The 13,018-nt window shown below is 64.5% G+C and carries 22 protein-coding genes; 18 read left to right on the top strand and 4 right to left on the bottom strand.

Features of this window, described 5'->3' with window-relative positions; translation table 11 throughout:
- Positions 1 to 146: 146 nt before the first annotated feature.
- Positions 147 to 443, bottom strand: a complete 297-nt coding sequence (locus J2X67_RS03010; protein WP_309950399.1) for a hypothetical protein — start codon at positions 441 to 443, stop codon at positions 147 to 149.
- A gap of 74 nt (positions 444 to 517) precedes the next feature.
- Between J2X67_RS03010 and J2X67_RS03005 the strand changes: the two genes are divergently transcribed.
- The 16 genes from J2X67_RS03005 (at position 518) to J2X67_RS02930 (ending at position 10,977) form a co-directional block, all read left to right on the top strand.
- Positions 518 to 1,210, top strand: coding sequence for a S24 family peptidase (locus J2X67_RS03005; RefSeq protein ID WP_309950398.1), 693 nt, complete (start codon positions 518 to 520; stop codon positions 1,208 to 1,210).
- A 12-nt stretch (positions 1,211 to 1,222) separates the two neighbouring features.
- Complete coding sequence (locus tag J2X67_RS03000; protein WP_309950396.1) at positions 1,223 to 1,810, top strand: DUF4124 domain-containing protein; 588 nt, start codon at positions 1,223 to 1,225, stop codon at positions 1,808 to 1,810.
- A 174-nt stretch (positions 1,811 to 1,984) separates the two neighbouring features.
- A complete protein-coding gene (locus tag J2X67_RS02995) occupies positions 1,985 to 2,197 on the top strand; it encodes a hypothetical protein (protein ID WP_309950394.1) in 213 nt (70 codons plus the stop codon).
- A complete protein-coding gene (locus tag J2X67_RS02990; RefSeq protein WP_309950391.1) occupies positions 2,194 to 2,619 on the top strand; it encodes a hypothetical protein in 426 nt (141 codons plus the stop codon). Before J2X67_RS02995 ends, J2X67_RS02990 begins: the two co-directional genes overlap by 4 nt.
- Positions 2,616 to 2,957: a hypothetical protein gene (locus tag J2X67_RS02985; RefSeq protein ID WP_309950389.1), complete on the top strand. Its 342-nt coding sequence runs from the start codon at positions 2,616 to 2,618 to the stop codon at positions 2,955 to 2,957. Before J2X67_RS02990 ends, J2X67_RS02985 begins: the two co-directional genes overlap by 4 nt.
- A complete protein-coding gene (locus tag J2X67_RS02980; protein ID WP_309950387.1) occupies positions 2,954 to 3,103 on the top strand; it encodes a hypothetical protein in 150 nt (49 codons plus the stop codon). The genes J2X67_RS02985 and J2X67_RS02980 overlap by 4 nt, the downstream gene beginning before the upstream one ends.
- Complete coding sequence (locus J2X67_RS02975; protein WP_309950386.1) at positions 3,100 to 3,582, top strand: zinc-finger-containing protein; 483 nt, start codon at positions 3,100 to 3,102, stop codon at positions 3,580 to 3,582. The genes J2X67_RS02980 and J2X67_RS02975 overlap by 4 nt, the downstream gene beginning before the upstream one ends.
- Positions 3,579 to 3,773 (top strand): hypothetical protein, encoded by a 195-nt coding sequence (locus tag J2X67_RS02970; RefSeq protein ID WP_309950384.1) that lies wholly within the window; start codon positions 3,579 to 3,581, stop codon positions 3,771 to 3,773. Before J2X67_RS02975 ends, J2X67_RS02970 begins: the two co-directional genes overlap by 4 nt.
- Positions 3,770 to 3,946 (top strand): hypothetical protein, encoded by a 177-nt coding sequence (locus J2X67_RS02965; RefSeq protein ID WP_309950382.1) that lies wholly within the window; start codon positions 3,770 to 3,772, stop codon positions 3,944 to 3,946. The genes J2X67_RS02970 and J2X67_RS02965 overlap by 4 nt, the downstream gene beginning before the upstream one ends.
- Before the next feature lie 10 nt (positions 3,947 to 3,956).
- Complete coding sequence (locus tag J2X67_RS02960; protein WP_309950381.1) at positions 3,957 to 4,955, top strand: ERF family protein; 999 nt, start codon at positions 3,957 to 3,959, stop codon at positions 4,953 to 4,955.
- 13 nt (positions 4,956 to 4,968) lie between these two features.
- Positions 4,969 to 6,879 carry a YqaJ viral recombinase family protein gene (locus J2X67_RS02955; RefSeq protein ID WP_309950379.1) on the top strand — a complete coding sequence of 637 codons (1,911 nt, stop codon included), beginning with the start codon at positions 4,969 to 4,971 and terminating at the stop codon, positions 6,877 to 6,879.
- A gap of 27 nt (positions 6,880 to 6,906) precedes the next feature.
- On the top strand, positions 6,907 to 7,197 hold the full coding sequence (locus J2X67_RS02950; RefSeq protein ID WP_309950377.1) for a KTSC domain-containing protein: 291 nt from the start codon (positions 6,907 to 6,909) through the stop codon (positions 7,195 to 7,197).
- Between the two features lie 118 nt (positions 7,198 to 7,315).
- Positions 7,316 to 8,227: a hypothetical protein gene (locus tag J2X67_RS02945; protein ID WP_309950375.1), complete on the top strand. Its 912-nt coding sequence runs from the start codon at positions 7,316 to 7,318 to the stop codon at positions 8,225 to 8,227.
- A 50-nt stretch (positions 8,228 to 8,277) separates the two neighbouring features.
- Positions 8,278 to 8,922: a hypothetical protein gene (locus tag J2X67_RS02940; protein ID WP_309950372.1), complete on the top strand. Its 645-nt coding sequence runs from the start codon at positions 8,278 to 8,280 to the stop codon at positions 8,920 to 8,922.
- A gap of 4 nt (positions 8,923 to 8,926) precedes the next feature.
- A complete protein-coding gene (locus J2X67_RS02935) occupies positions 8,927 to 9,094 on the top strand; it encodes a hypothetical protein (RefSeq protein WP_309950369.1) in 168 nt (55 codons plus the stop codon).
- Positions 9,091 to 10,977, top strand: a complete 1,887-nt coding sequence (locus J2X67_RS02930) for a DNA cytosine methyltransferase (protein WP_309950367.1) — start codon at positions 9,091 to 9,093, stop codon at positions 10,975 to 10,977. Before J2X67_RS02935 ends, J2X67_RS02930 begins: the two co-directional genes overlap by 4 nt.
- Positions 10,978 to 10,979: 2 nt before the next feature.
- On the opposite strand, the gene J2X67_RS02925 is transcribed toward J2X67_RS02930, so the two are convergent.
- Genes J2X67_RS02925 through J2X67_RS02915 form a run of 3 tightly spaced genes read right to left on the bottom strand, consistent with a single transcriptional unit; the run spans position 10,980 to position 12,077 of the window.
- Complete coding sequence (locus J2X67_RS02925) at positions 10,980 to 11,543, bottom strand: hypothetical protein (protein ID WP_309950364.1); 564 nt, start codon at positions 11,541 to 11,543, stop codon at positions 10,980 to 10,982.
- A 42-nt stretch (positions 11,544 to 11,585) separates the two neighbouring features.
- Complete coding sequence (locus J2X67_RS02920) at positions 11,586 to 11,825, bottom strand: hypothetical protein (protein WP_309950362.1); 240 nt, start codon at positions 11,823 to 11,825, stop codon at positions 11,586 to 11,588.
- Positions 11,826 to 12,077, bottom strand: coding sequence for a hypothetical protein (locus tag J2X67_RS02915; protein WP_309950360.1), 252 nt, complete (start codon positions 12,075 to 12,077; stop codon positions 11,826 to 11,828).
- A 29-nt stretch (positions 12,078 to 12,106) separates the two neighbouring features.
- On the opposite strand from J2X67_RS02915, the gene J2X67_RS02910 reads away from it, so the two are divergent.
- A complete protein-coding gene (locus tag J2X67_RS02910) occupies positions 12,107 to 12,307 on the top strand; it encodes a hypothetical protein (RefSeq protein WP_309950357.1) in 201 nt (66 codons plus the stop codon).
- Entirely contained in the window at positions 12,294 to 13,016 is a 723-nt protein-coding gene (locus J2X67_RS02905; protein WP_309950354.1) for a hypothetical protein, read from the top strand. Before J2X67_RS02910 ends, J2X67_RS02905 begins: the two co-directional genes overlap by 14 nt.
- Positions 13,017 to 13,018: the final 2 nt, after the last annotated feature.

The raw sequence follows: 13,018 nt of genomic DNA, 5'->3' as shown, positions 1-13,018 counted from the left end.
TGATTGATACCGCGGGAACAAGGATCTCGTGCTCGGCGGACCGCCCTGTCGGCTTGAATCTCTTAGCCAACCCTCTCGGGGATTCGGCTTCATGCGCTCGAACCTGCGCGGACTTGCGTGACGCCTTCTCCTGGGTGCTGCGCATGTCAGGCGCCCTCTTTCGCGGGCTCGAGCTTTGGCTCAGCCGCTACATCCGACAGCGGGCGGCCTTTGGCGTGAGGCCAAGTCCGGTCCTTGACGCGGTGCCACTGGTGCGCGGGTAGTGTTTCCTCGACCGTCACCTCACCGTTCGAATGCAGTTCGAACTGCGCAGCGAGCACCGTGGTGGCCTTGCGGTCGCCGTAACAGACGTTGCGAATGTGCCCGACAGTGGCGCCGCATTTGTCGGCGAAGATCTTTCGATCCTCCGCGCTGAGCCCGAAGAAGTACGGTTTTATGTCCATACCCTGAATTACATCGAATGATGAAAGAGCTGTCAACATCAAATGATGTAGTCGCACTGATTCACTCGGCGGCCATGACCGCCAAGCTCATTCGAATCTCCCGGCTTAAAAAATTTGCCAAAGAACGAGGCATCGAAGGACCAGTGGCGCTGGGCCAGGCCATCGGCCGCAAGACCAATCAGGCGAGTGACCTTGTCTCTGGTCGGGCGTCGTTCGGCGAGAAGGTCGCCCGCAGCATCGAAAGCTTTGCCGGTCTGCCCGCAGGCTGGCTGGACGAAGACGAGGGCGGAGAGGTCACGCGCGCCGTGATAAAGGGCGCAGGCGGCTCAGTCGATCACGACACATTCGATGTGCCCCTGCTCTCCGTGGCCGGGTCCATGGGGCCGGGTTCCGACGCGATGCCCGAGGAGGTCGTCATTGGCCGACTCACCGTATCGCCCCAATGGGTCAGCCGCACCATTAAGCCGCTCACCAAGTTGGAGAACCTGCGATTCATCCACGGCTACGGTGACTCGATGGACCCGACCTTTGCCGATGGCGACATCCTCCTTGTCGATGTCGGTGTGAGCGAACCTAAGATCGACGGCGTCTACGTGATGGAGGCCAACGACCGGATCTACATCAAGCGCGTGCGCCAGCGGATCGATGGCACGTACGAGATCAGCAGTGACAATCCAACAGTGAAAACTGTCGACGTGCTCGACGGCTCGCAGCCGGTGGAAGTGCGCGGGCGCGTAGTCTGGGCCTGGAACGGGAAAAAACTGTGAAGGGAGCGAGAGATGGCCTACTCAAAAGCATTGGTGGCGGCTGCCTTTGCCGCAGCGGCCCTCGGCGCAGGCGCACAGGTCCATCGCTGCACTGACGCAGCGGGGAAAGTGTCCTTCAGCGACACCGCATGCCCGAGCTCTGCGAAACAGGCTGCCCGAGTACTCGGCGCCGATGCAACTGATCGGCGCTGGGAAAACGAGGCCTATGGCAGACAACGGAATATGGAGAGCATCGAGGGTGCTTCCCGTCTTCTGCGAGAGCCCACAAGTGACGCCGTGGGCGATGCTGGTGGCGGCATCATTCAGAGCGATCCCAATGAGCGCATCCGTGCTCAGGATGACCGAAACATGCAGCGCCGCCTTGGCGAACTAGAAGCTGATCGAGCGCGGCGGGCGCAACGAGAAGAGCGCCGCAGGGCCGCCCCACCTCCCCCACCACTAGCTTCAATCGGCCGACGCCAGATCAGCAACTGCAGCGGAGACTTTTGCTACGACAGCCGTGGCGGAAGCTACATGCGCAGCGGCGAGAACCTCCAGCGCAACGACGGGAAGACGTGCACCCCGACCCCTGGGGTGCCCGGAAATTTCGATTGCCGTTGAGCCACTAAACCGCCGCGCCGCATCGACCCACCAAGCCCGCCTCGCGCGGGCTTTTTCACGTCTGCTTCGCCCCTCCGTCATCTTTTGATGAAATATTTTTGGAAACTACATCATTTGATGTTGACATGAATTTCATCGTTTGATGTAATTTACCCATCAACACAGGAGATGGGCATGCAGACACAACGAGTCGAGAGGAGCCGGAACCGCCGCAGCGAACGCCGCGAGCGCGTTGAAGCCAAGCACCACCCCGAAGCGGTGTTCGTGCCGACCGAAGACCAGGCGCTGGGCAGCGACTTGGCCGTCAACGAAGCCAAGAGCACGCAGGCGTACTACGCCTTCTCCGACCACTTCGCGCTCGAGCAGCAGAACGGGCGGGCAGCATGAGCGGGCAGCACACGCCGGGCCCGTGGTGGACGACAGGTTCTGGCGTTCGCGACAGAGGTGGGTACATCTGTCATACGAATCCCGCGCAGCGCTACGAAGGCCAAGACGACCGATTTGCGAAAGAGACGGCCGAGCGGGCCGCAAACAAGCTCTTGATCGCCGCCGCGCCCCATCTTCTGGAGGCGACGGAAGCCTATTTGCAGGCACAGGACGCGCTCGACAACCGCGAGTTGCAAGGGCCGAACGCCGAGGATTACTGTGTCCTGCTCCGTCGTCGCAACGCCGCCCGCGATGACCTGGATGCAGCCATCTCCAAGGCGATCAGCGGCTTCTCCCTCACCGCCCAACAGCTGATCGACTCGCACCGCACAGGCGACGCCGCGCTGGGCTCGGTTGCCAAGGCGGTTGGGAGCACGTCATGAACGGGCAAGTCGAGTTCAAGCCTGCAGCGCACGACGACGGCGGCCCCGCATTTCCGATCAGCGACCCGCAGAGCACCCACGCCACGGCAATGGCCGCTTCGATCCATATCGAAGACCCGGTGGAACGCGAGCGCGCCTACATCCTGGCGCGCGCCGCCGCCGTCATCGGCATGACGCTGCGCGACTACTTCGCGGCCCAGGCGCTGCCCGCCGTCGTCGCGAGCGCAAGCTGGCGCGATCTCGAATTCAAGCCCGTCAACGGCTTGTCGGCGATGGAGAACAACGCGCTGTGCGCTTACCAGCAGGCCGACGCCATGCTGAAAGTGAGGTCCGCATGAACGGCCCTCACTTCCTCTTCGACGCCGAGCACGTGCTGCCGGCGTTCCCGAAGCAAGCCCTTGAGGTGCAGGTGGTTGACGGTGAGCCGGCGGCACGGCTCTTCGCACAGCACTTCGCCCAGCGCGAACTGGAGCTGGTGTCGTGAGCCGCAGCATGCGTGATCAGCTGCGCGCCGCGCTTCCGCCGAGAACCGAGCCGGTATCGCCATGGGCGCCATCGCGCCGTGCAGTGGCGCGGGTCAAGAACCCGCTGCCGGTGCCGGAAAAGTGCCCGCACTGTGGTTCGCCGGTCTTCATCGACTCGAACAGCTGCATCTACGGACGCGAGTACGGCGAATGGCCGTGGGCATTGATGTGCACCGGCTGCGACTCTTACGTCGGTCTGCATCCGTTCACGGGCATCCCGCTCGGCACCCTGGCCACCCCAGAAATGCGGCGCGCCCGCAGCGCAGCCAAGGACGCATTCAACCCGCTCTGGCAAGACGGACCGATGACGCGCAGTGACGCATATGCCTGGCTGGCCAGCGCTCTCGGTATCGCAGATGTCGAGCAATGCCACATCGCCTGGTTCGACGTGGCGCAGTGCGCTGCAGTCGTGGCCGCCGTGAAAGCGAGGACCACTTGAACGCTTCCTCCCGTCAGAACCTCACACAACGCCTTGTCGATTGGGCCCTCGGCACCCTCGCCTGCTTCGCGCTGCTCTTCCTCATGGCATGGATGGATCACAAGCAGTCTGAAACCGAGGCCATGCGACTCACGGCCAAGGTCGTGGACGACCGCGCGGCCGAGCACGCCGCCATGCGAGGCCCGCGATGAGCCGCGCCCGCCCTCACTACTTCCCCGACGACACGCCTGAACCGGTGGCAATGCCCTACGACGCCATCGACGCCCTGCTGCGCCCCGTGCTGCAAATGGGCCGCGCGCTGATTTTCATCCTCATGGCGGGCGCAGTGCTCGGCTATGGGGCGTTCTTCCTCTTCTTCCGCTGAAAGGTCCACAGTGAACGCAACCACCATCGAAGACGCACGCGTCCTCGACCTCGAACCCGTCGAGCGCGCAGCCGCACCGGTTCCCTCTGTCCAATCCAGTGGCGCGCTGGCCAGCACCCAGGCGGCCGAAACCTCGCCGTTCGGAATGATGCTCACGGCGCTCGGCCGCGGCGCGTCGCTTGAACTGGTAGAGAGCGCAATGAAGCTGCAGGAGCGCTGGGAGGCGAATGAGGCGCGCAAGGCTTTCGTGAAGGCCATGGCCGACTTCAAGGCCGAGCCGCTAGAGATCTTCAAGCGCAAGAAGGTCGGCTACGAGACGAAAGACGGCGACTTTGTCGGCTACAAGCACGCGGAACTTGCGCACATCACCGATGTAGTTGTGCCTGCGATGGCGCGTCATGGCCTCTCGCACCGATGGGATCTGCAACAGAACGCCGGCCGCATCGTGGTGACCTGCACGATCACCCACCGCCTGGGCCATTCCGAGTCGGTAGCGCTCGACGGCGCGCCGGACAACAGCGGCAAGAAAAACGGCATCCAGCAGGTCGCTTCCACCGTCACATATCTGCAGCGCTACACGCTGCTCGCCGCCACGGGCTTGGCCGCCAAGGACGATTCCGACGACGACGGCCGAGGCGGCGATGACGACCAGGGCGGAGGCGCCCCGCCTCCCCCGCCGGCCACACCGACGACCTACCCGCAAGCGCAGTTCGACGCGAACGTGCCGAAGTGGCGCGAGGTTATCGCCGCAGGCCGGAAGACGCCTGCCGAAATCATTTCGATGGCGCAGACCAAGCACCCTCTCACCGAAGAGCAGAAGCGCGCCATTCACGCGTCCCCCCGCGCCGCGGGCCCGACCTACGCGCATGTCGCTGACCAGCTGAACAAGGCGGCCAACGACGACGCCCTCAACGTTGCCGCCGACCTCATCAAGGCCGTGGCCGACGCCGCCCACCGCGCCGAACTCAATGCGCTCTTCGACAAGCGCCGCGCCGAACTCAACGCCTGAAAGAGCCACCACCATGAAGCAAACACACGACCTGGTGCAGGGCACCGATCCCTGGGACTTGTTCCGACTCGAGCACTTCGGCGCCAGCGAGGCAGCAGCCATGCTGGGCCTGTCGAAGAAGACCACGCGCAACGAGCTGCTGCGCATGAAGAAGACGGGCATCGCCAAGACCTTCAGCGAATGGCTGCAGGTGAACGTACTCGACCATGGCCACGAAGTCGAAGCGCTGGCGCGGCCGCACATCGAGAAGCTGATCGGGGAAGAGCTCTACGCCGTCACCTGCTCGGACGGCAAGCCCTCGGCATCATGCGACGGGCTGACCATGGATGACCGCATTGCCATGGAGCACAAGCAATGGAATGAATCGCTGGCAGCGCTGGTCGCCTCGGGCGTGGTTCCCGATGAGCACATGCCCCAGTGCCAGCAGATCCTGATGGTGACGGGCGCGGAGAAGCTGATCTTCGTGGTGTCCGACGGCACGCCGGAGAAGATGGTCTACGTCTGGGTGTTCCCAAGCCAGGAGTGGTTCGAGCGCATCCGCGCTGGCTGGGCGCAATTCGAGCACGACCTGGCCACCTACGTGCCGACTGAACCTGTCGCCGAGGTCGTGGGCCGCACGCCTGAGACGCTGCCCGCGTTGCGCATCGAAGTCACCGGCGAGGTGACGGACAGCAACCTTGAGCAGTACCGCGAGCACGCGCTGGCCGTCTTCGCTGGCATCAACCGCGACCTGCAGACAGATCAGGACTTCGCCAATGCCGCCAAGACGGTCACATGGTGCGGCGAGGTTGAAACGCGCCTGAAGGCGGCCAAGGAGCACGCGCTCAGCCAGACCGAAAGCATCGACAAGCTTTTCAAGACCATCGACGCAATCACCGAAGAAGCGCGTGCCACGCGGCTGGAGTTGAACAGGCTGGTGGAGGCACGGAAGCTTGCGCGCAAGAGTGAAATCGTCGCCGGCGGCGTCAAGGGCTTGGCCGACCACATCGCGGCGCTGAACACGCGTCTTGGCAAGCCCTACATGCCGGCCGTGTCCGTCGACTTCGGCGGCGCCATCAAGGGCATGCGCTCGTTCGACAGCATGCAGAACGCCGTCGACACGGCGCTGGCAAACGCAAAGATCGTGGCCAGCGCCGCAGCCGACCGCATTCAGATCAACCTCGGCACCCTGCGCGGACTCGCATCCGACCTGCCGCAGCTGTTCCCCGATACGGCGCAGATCGTTCAAAAGGCGCCTGAAGACCTGACTGCGCTGGTGAAGAACCGCGTGGCCGAGCACCAAGCCGCCGAGGAGAAGAAGGAAGAAGAGCGGCGCGAAAAGATCCGCAAAGACTTGGCGTCGTCCGAGATTCAGGGCATCCAGCAGCAAGTGATGATCGCCACGCTCGGCCGCGGCAATCGCGTAGGCGGAACCATCGAATGCATTCGCGACACGCTCGCTGAAACCGAGGCCTGGCCAATCGACGCCGAGCGCTTCGGGGCCCTCGCCGGCATGGCGCAGCAAGCCAAGGAAACGGCAGTTGCCGAGATCCGCGCGCTGCTCTCCAAGGCCGAGCAGCGCATCGCAGTGGCCGCCACGGCCGCCGCGCCAGCGCCTGCGGCTTCGCACAGTGCGGCTAGCGCCGCTGTTGCACCGCTGTCGGGAACACCAAGCAACGCACCCGCCGCCGCGCCGGCTCCTGCCGTGATCCCGCTGCAACCGCGGCTGCAGCCGGCCGCGACCGTCGTACCCACGCTGAGCATCGGCGCCATCAACGAACGGCTGCAGCACCTCACGGTGACGGAAGCGGGCCTGCGCGGCCTGGGCTTCGAAGCCGCCGGCCGCGAGCGCGCCGCGCCCCGGTACCACGAGAGCGATTTCGCGCACATGTTGGCGGCCATCGCCACGCACGTGCAGTCCATCCAGGCCAAGCAGGCCGCCTGATTCATCAACCACCAGAGAACCACCACCATGTCCAAGCCTTTTGCCGAACCGCAAGCCTTCTCCGAAGCCGAGTACGTCGCCATTCCGATGACACCCGTGACCTCCAACCAGGTCGCCGCCATCGGCTATGACGCCGCCCGCAAGACCCTCGCCGTGACCTTCACCCGCGGCAACGGCTCGATTTACCACTACCCGAACGTCGACGCGAAGGTGCATGCCGAGTTCGTCGGCGCCGAGTCGATCGGCAAGTACTTCGGGCAGCACATCAAGCAGCTGCCGTTCGAGAAGTTCCGCGCTCCCGCTCCGGCTGTGGCCTGACCCTTTTCCGGGCGCTGCTGACTGGACTGAACCCTCCTCCTCCCACCCTCCGTTTCCAGCCAGCGCCGCGAGAGCGGCCGCCCTTTTTCTTTCCCTTCCTCAACCACTGAAAGCTTCTATGAAATCAATCCTGAATTCCATGCTTGCCGGCCTTGTGCTGGCGATCCTCGCGGCCGGTGCACATGCCACGCAGCCCGGCAACAACGGCGGCGGCAATGGCGGTTGCGGCGTTGGTCAGCAAACCAACGGCTGCGGCGGCACGACGCCCACTCCGGCACCGGTCTACAACGGCGGCGCCGGTGGTGCTGGCGGCCAAGGCGGCACCGGCGTTGGTGTAGGCGTGGGCATCGCTGGCGCCGCAGCAGCGTCCAGCAGCACGTCGGGTGCGGCCGCAGCGGTCATTGGCTCGGGCAACAGCTCGAGCTCGTCTGGTGCTGCTGTCGTCGGTTCGGGCAACAGCACGAACAGCATCCGCAACACCAACAACAACACCAACGTGCAGGGGCAGCAGCAAGGCCAGAGCCAGTCGAGCCGCAACACCAACACGGCAGCGGGCGGCGCAGGTGGCCAGGCCACGGCGGCTGGCGGCAATTCGGGTGGCAACACGCTGAGCGGCGGCGCGGTCACTGTGACGGTCGAAGGTGCCAAGGGCGACACCTACATTGCGCCAGCACAAGAGCGCAACCCTGTGGCCACGGCCTATGCCGCGCCGGTGATTGCCTCGAACGGCACCTGCATGGGCTCCTCCAGCGGCGGCGGCCAAGGTGCCGCCATCGGCATCAGCTTCGCCACGACGTGGACCGACAGCAGCTGCGACATCCGCTACGACGCCGAAGCGCTCCGCGCCGCCGGCCTGCAGCTCGCTGCCCGCGCTCGCCTCTGCCAGAAGGCCGACATCGCCAAGGCCATGGAAGCGGCCGGCACGCCGTGCCCGAGCGCCGGTGCCAAGCGCGCAGCCGCGATCTTGAACGGCGAACCCGACCCAATTGCGCAGCGCATCCAGCCGATGCCGTGGCAGGCCGGCGGTTAAGCCTCCTTCGCCCCAGATCTCTCCCGCATCCCCTCACCCGAAAGGTACTCATGCTCGAACTACTCGAACCAACCACCGTCAAGCTCTCCAACGTCCAGACGCGCGTGGAGAAGCACGGCGACGAAGAGGTCATGGCCATTGACCTCGCCGTGACCTGGAATACCAACAACCGCTCGCTGACGGCGATACAGAAGCAGCTGCGCAACGCGCTGTTCTGCAACCTGGCGCAGGAGTCTGGCGGCGCGCAAGAGTCGAATGGAGCGCAGGCCGCAATGGATCTGCCGGTCGACGAGATGCCGAACGTGCGCGTGCCCGGCATGGACTACCCGGTGAAGCTCGACTTCCAGCAGGTCGGCGCACGCGTCGAGGTCGCCTACGGCATCGACGAAACCACGGCCATCGTGCTGCAACTGTGCAAGGTGCACAAGTTCCGCGTGACGCCCATCGAGGGTGGCTCGGCCGAAGTGAAGTTCGCTGTGTCGTCTTCGGCGGACATCGATGACCACATCATCGGCACGCTGTCGATCCTGCAGCAGCGCGATATTTCGCTGAAGCTGAACATGCCCGAGGTCGAGCAGCCCGCAAAGCAGCTCACCGAAGGCGACGTGTTCCCCAACGCCGAGCCGAGCGAGCCCAAGAAGCCACTCACACCGGAAGACGTGTTCACCGACACCCACGGCGACGGGAGCGACTGAGCGCATGGACTTCACCGTCATTCCCATCGAGAAGGTGATGGCGGCGTTCGCGCGCGCCGTTGCCCTGCACCCCGACCGCGAGGCTGCCATGCGCGTGGCCGCGCAAACCCTCGGAATCACCTACGAAGCGGTACGCGATGTCGTCACTGCTCACACCACGGAAACAGCATGAACACAGTCGAGATTCGGCACTTCCACGCCTTCGTCGGCCTCGGCGGCGGCGCGCGCGGCTTCAACAAGGCCAATCCGCGCGTGGGGACCACGCAGGCGAAATTCCGCTGCATTGGCGGCATCGATGTTGACGCGGCTGCCATTCGCGACTTCGACCGCTTGGCCGACGCGAAGGGCACGGTGCTGGATCTTTTCGACCGCAGCCAGTACGAGGCCTTCCACGGCCGCACGCCGCCGGCAGGCTGGGTGGAAGCCACCGTGGCCGACGTGCACCGCGCCGCCGGCCACGAGCGGCCGCACATCATCTTCCTCTCGGCACCTTGCAAGGGATTCAGCGGCTTGCTGTCCGAAGGCAAAAGCAAGACCGACAAGTATCAGGCGCTCAACCGGCTCACGCTGCGCGGCGTCTGGCTGATGCTCGAGGCCTGGAAAGACGATCCCGTCGAGATGATCCTGTTCGAGAACGTGCCGCGCATCGCTACCCGCGGGCGGCACCTGCTGGACCAGATCACAAGCCTGCTGCGGAGCTACGGCTACGCCGTCGCGGAGACGACGCACGACTGCGGCGAGATCGGCGGCCTGGCGCAAAGCCGCAAGCGCTTCCTGCTCGTCGCGCGGCACATCGAGAAGGTGCCGCCATTCCTCTACGAACCGGAGAAGCGACCTCTGCGCGCAGTCGGCGACGTGCTTGGCAAGATGCTCATGCCTGGCGATCAGCGCGCAGGCCCGATGCATCGCATACCCGCGCTGCAGTGGAAGACGTGGGTTCGTCTGGCGTTCGTCGAAGCTGGCAGCGACTGGCGCAGCCTAAACAAGCTGGCTGTGGAGAACGGCCATCTGCGCGACTACCTGATCGTCCCCTCGATGCATCGTGGTGTGCTTGGCGTGCGGGCTTGGGAAGAAGCGACTGGCGCGGTTGCTGGGCGCAACACACCTACCAATGGCGCCTTCTCCGTTGCTGATCCCCGTCAGCAGCTCTATGCCGCAGGCTACGGCGTGACCGATTGGGATGCACCCAGCGGCGCCGTGGCGGGCGAATCGCTGCCGTCGAATGGCAAGTTCGCGGTAGCCGATCCTCGCGCGCCGGCAGCCGCGCTGCAGTATCAGCAGTATGGCGTGCTCGACTGGGCCGAGCCCATGGGCGCGGTGATCGGCGTGAAGTCGCCCGGCCAGGGCACATTCAGCGTGGCCGACCCGCGCCACTCAGGCCCAGCAAAGCACAGCAACGAATTCCGGATCGTCCCGTGGGAGCGGTCGAGCATGGCGGTCACCAGCGCCCACGGCACTGGCCAAGGGGTAGCTGACCCGCGCCAGCCGGGGCTGCCCTTCAGCAAGTACTCCGTGACTCGTTTCGACGAAGCCTCTGGAACTGTGATCAGCGGCAGCACCACCGGTCAAGGCGCCTTCGCCGTCGCGGATCCTCGCAGCGGCATCCAGCGCGGCAAGGGCGACAACTACCTGACGGCCGGCCACTACGGCGTGATGCCGTGGAACGAGCCTGCCGGCGCCGTGAGCGCAGCTGCTGGCCACGACAACGGTCGGTGGAGCGTTGCCGATCCGCGCATGCCCGCGCCGGCCGACAAGGTGGTGTGTCGCATCCAGGCGCTCGACGGCACCTGGCACCGCCCGTTCACCACCCTTGAGCTGGCCGCCCTGCAGTCGCTGTTCGATCCGGAGGAGCGCTTCGAGCTCGACGGCCTCAGTGATCAGGCTTGGCGCGAGCGCATCGGGAATGCCGTACCTAGCGATGCCGCCTGCGCCATTGCCGGCGTGATGGGCACCACTCTGCTACTCGCGTGGAGCGGCGAGACCTTCATGCTGTCATCCCAACCGATCTGGGTGCGCGAGGTCGCGATGGCTTTGACCATGGAGAGATCGACATGAAGTCATGTCGCAGTCGCTGCTCGCTCGCGCGCAGATGCACACCTCTTAAGGAGAACTCCAATGCTGGCGAGCACGGGCTTCAACGGCTCTTGCGTGAGCACAAATTCCGCAAGATCACCGTCCAACTGCTCAAACACGGATTCGACAGCAGCCCGCGCAAGGCGGGTTACCGCCACCAAGTCGACTGCGAGTTTCACCGACGCCGGATCAGAAAACTCGTGCAGGGGAAGAGATTGCGCCGATCGCTCGATATCAGAGAAAGCTGGGCTCTGGGCGAACCGCGTTCGGAGCATCTTGGCCTCTGGAAGACGTTTCAAGAATGGCTCAACACCGATCACCTCTCGTGCGAGCGAATCGTAGAGCGTAGACACCGTTTCGATCAATGCTCCCAAGCGCTCACGCCTCGCCTTCAATGTGCTCAGACGTTGAGTGCGAAGTTGCCACCAAGTGAAGGAACCAGCCGCAACGATTGCCAAGATGGTTCCCCAAGCTTGAACCCAAGACGCGCATTCACTTGGATTCAGCCCGCGCACCAGCATGCACGTCTGCCACGGTCCATCAAACATTTCCGACTCCTCTATTGTTTTGGAGCCGAAGTATCGCTTGGCTCAATCCTCCAGGTCGAACTGCATCTGCAGCGTCCGGATGATCTGGGCGATGTCGGCGCGGTGCGTGCCGCGGTCGCTGACCACGCGTACGGTCCAGTTCGGGCCGCCTTCTTCCGAGGGCATACCGATCACCCCACCGCGGTGCACGTCAGTCTGCTGGCCTCGCAGGCCCGGCAAGGCCTCGATGCGCATCAGCAGCATCTGCTTCAGCTGCTCGGCGGTTCGGGTTGGCTTGGCCATTTACGCGAGCACGTCCGCGTCGACCTGGCACTTCGCTGCCCAGCAAGCGCGATCCAGCGACTCGCCCGCCGACTTTCCCCAATGCGGCTGGTTGTCGCGCTCGCTACCTCCATGCGGCAGCAGACGGTAGACGGTCGCGGCGAAATCTTCGCCGTTCCCGACCGGCACCGCAGTCACCTCCAGCGCATAGCCCTGGTACGTCGTTTCCCGAATGGTCCTGTCGCCATCAATGCGCTCGATCCATTTCAGCATTTCCAACTCCTTCTTCCGAGGGCTGCATTTTGAACCTCCTAGACACCTCTCCTGCCCGCGAGCGCGCGCACGAGATCCAGGCCGTGCAAATGGCCGCCCAGCAACTGGTGGACTACGCCACCTCGCACGGCATCGTCGTGACCATCGCGCTCGAGTCGCTGAAGCCGCTCGCCGCGCGCAACTACCGCCACGTCATCGACATCCGGGAGGCTCGCAATGGCACCTCCTGAATTCGTCAGCACGAAGGCGTGCCCGCTGGTGCCGGCGTTCAAGGAGCGGCCGATCCTCTTCTCGGCGCCGATGGTGCGCGCGCTGCTCGACGGCAGCAAAACGCAGACGCGGCGCGTGATGGCGCGTCAGAAGCAGCATGCGTTCACCGACTACACGTTGTTCGGGCAGCGCGGGCACCCGGACGATGAGGCAAAGCGCTGCGGCGGCTGGGCACAACCATGGGTAGCCATCGAGCATGCGCCCGACTGGCCGGACGGCAAGGATGATCAATGCATCTGCCCTTATGCGCGGGAGCGAGGCAACCGGCTGTGGGTGCGCGAGAGTCTCGGCTACGACCCTGAATGGGGCCACAAGTGGGCTGACGGAAAGTACCTGTGCGAAGTGTTCGGAGACGCCTACAGCGAAGACGACAAGATGCCGGATCGAGGCATTCCGAGCATTCACGTGCCACGTCGCTACAGCCGAATCGACCTCGAGGTGACTGGAGTGCGCATCGAACGCCTTCAGGACATCAGCGAGGCTGACGCGCGGGCAGAGGGCGCGCCGGGATACGAAGAAGGCGTTGATGAGCCGCCTCCAAGCGACGACTACCAATGGTCCTACCGCGCATCGTTTCAGCGGTTGTGGGAGCGAATCAACGGCGCCGAAAGCTGGGCAGCCAACCCATGGGTATGGGTGGTCGAGTTCCGGAGGATCCGGCCACTATGAAC

The organism is Variovorax sp. 3319, assembly GCF_031456585.1.
In the GTDB taxonomy this organism is placed as follows: Bacteria; Pseudomonadota; Gammaproteobacteria; order Burkholderiales; family Burkholderiaceae_C; genus Variovorax; species Variovorax paradoxus_P.
This window is presented reverse-complemented; position numbering and strand designations above follow the sequence as displayed.

Excerpts from the sequence above, each read along its gene's own strand:
- J2X67_RS03010 (WP_309950399.1), bottom strand. The coding sequence starts at position 443 with ATGGACATAAAACCGTACTTCTTCGGGCTCAGCGCGGAGGATCGAAAG.
- J2X67_RS03005 (WP_309950398.1), top strand. The coding sequence starts at position 518 with ATGACCGCCAAGCTCATTCGAATCTCCCGGCTTAAAAAATTTGCCAAA.
- J2X67_RS03000 (WP_309950396.1), top strand. The coding sequence starts at position 1,223 with ATGGCCTACTCAAAAGCATTGGTGGCGGCTGCCTTTGCCGCAGCGGCC.
- J2X67_RS02995 (WP_309950394.1), top strand. The coding sequence starts at position 1,985 with ATGCAGACACAACGAGTCGAGAGGAGCCGGAACCGCCGCAGCGAACGC.
- J2X67_RS02990 (WP_309950391.1), top strand. The coding sequence starts at position 2,194 with ATGAGCGGGCAGCACACGCCGGGCCCGTGGTGGACGACAGGTTCTGGC.
- J2X67_RS02985 (WP_309950389.1), top strand. The coding sequence starts at position 2,616 with ATGAACGGGCAAGTCGAGTTCAAGCCTGCAGCGCACGACGACGGCGGC.
- J2X67_RS02980 (WP_309950387.1), top strand. The coding sequence starts at position 2,954 with ATGAACGGCCCTCACTTCCTCTTCGACGCCGAGCACGTGCTGCCGGCG.
- J2X67_RS02965 (WP_309950382.1), top strand. The coding sequence starts at position 3,770 with ATGAGCCGCGCCCGCCCTCACTACTTCCCCGACGACACGCCTGAACCG.
- J2X67_RS02955 (WP_309950379.1), top strand. The coding sequence starts at position 4,969 with ATGAAGCAAACACACGACCTGGTGCAGGGCACCGATCCCTGGGACTTG.
- J2X67_RS02950 (WP_309950377.1), top strand. The coding sequence starts at position 6,907 with ATGTCCAAGCCTTTTGCCGAACCGCAAGCCTTCTCCGAAGCCGAGTAC.
- J2X67_RS02945 (WP_309950375.1), top strand. The coding sequence starts at position 7,316 with ATGAAATCAATCCTGAATTCCATGCTTGCCGGCCTTGTGCTGGCGATC.
- J2X67_RS02940 (WP_309950372.1), top strand. The coding sequence starts at position 8,278 with ATGCTCGAACTACTCGAACCAACCACCGTCAAGCTCTCCAACGTCCAG.
- J2X67_RS02935 (WP_309950369.1), top strand. The coding sequence starts at position 8,927 with ATGGACTTCACCGTCATTCCCATCGAGAAGGTGATGGCGGCGTTCGCG.
- J2X67_RS02930 (WP_309950367.1), top strand. The coding sequence starts at position 9,091 with ATGAACACAGTCGAGATTCGGCACTTCCACGCCTTCGTCGGCCTCGGC.
- J2X67_RS02925 (WP_309950364.1), bottom strand. The coding sequence starts at position 11,543 with ATGTTTGATGGACCGTGGCAGACGTGCATGCTGGTGCGCGGGCTGAAT.
- J2X67_RS02920 (WP_309950362.1), bottom strand. The coding sequence starts at position 11,825 with ATGGCCAAGCCAACCCGAACCGCCGAGCAGCTGAAGCAGATGCTGCTG.
- J2X67_RS02915 (WP_309950360.1), bottom strand. The coding sequence starts at position 12,077 with ATGCTGAAATGGATCGAGCGCATTGATGGCGACAGGACCATTCGGGAA.
- J2X67_RS02905 (WP_309950354.1), top strand. The coding sequence starts at position 12,294 with ATGGCACCTCCTGAATTCGTCAGCACGAAGGCGTGCCCGCTGGTGCCG.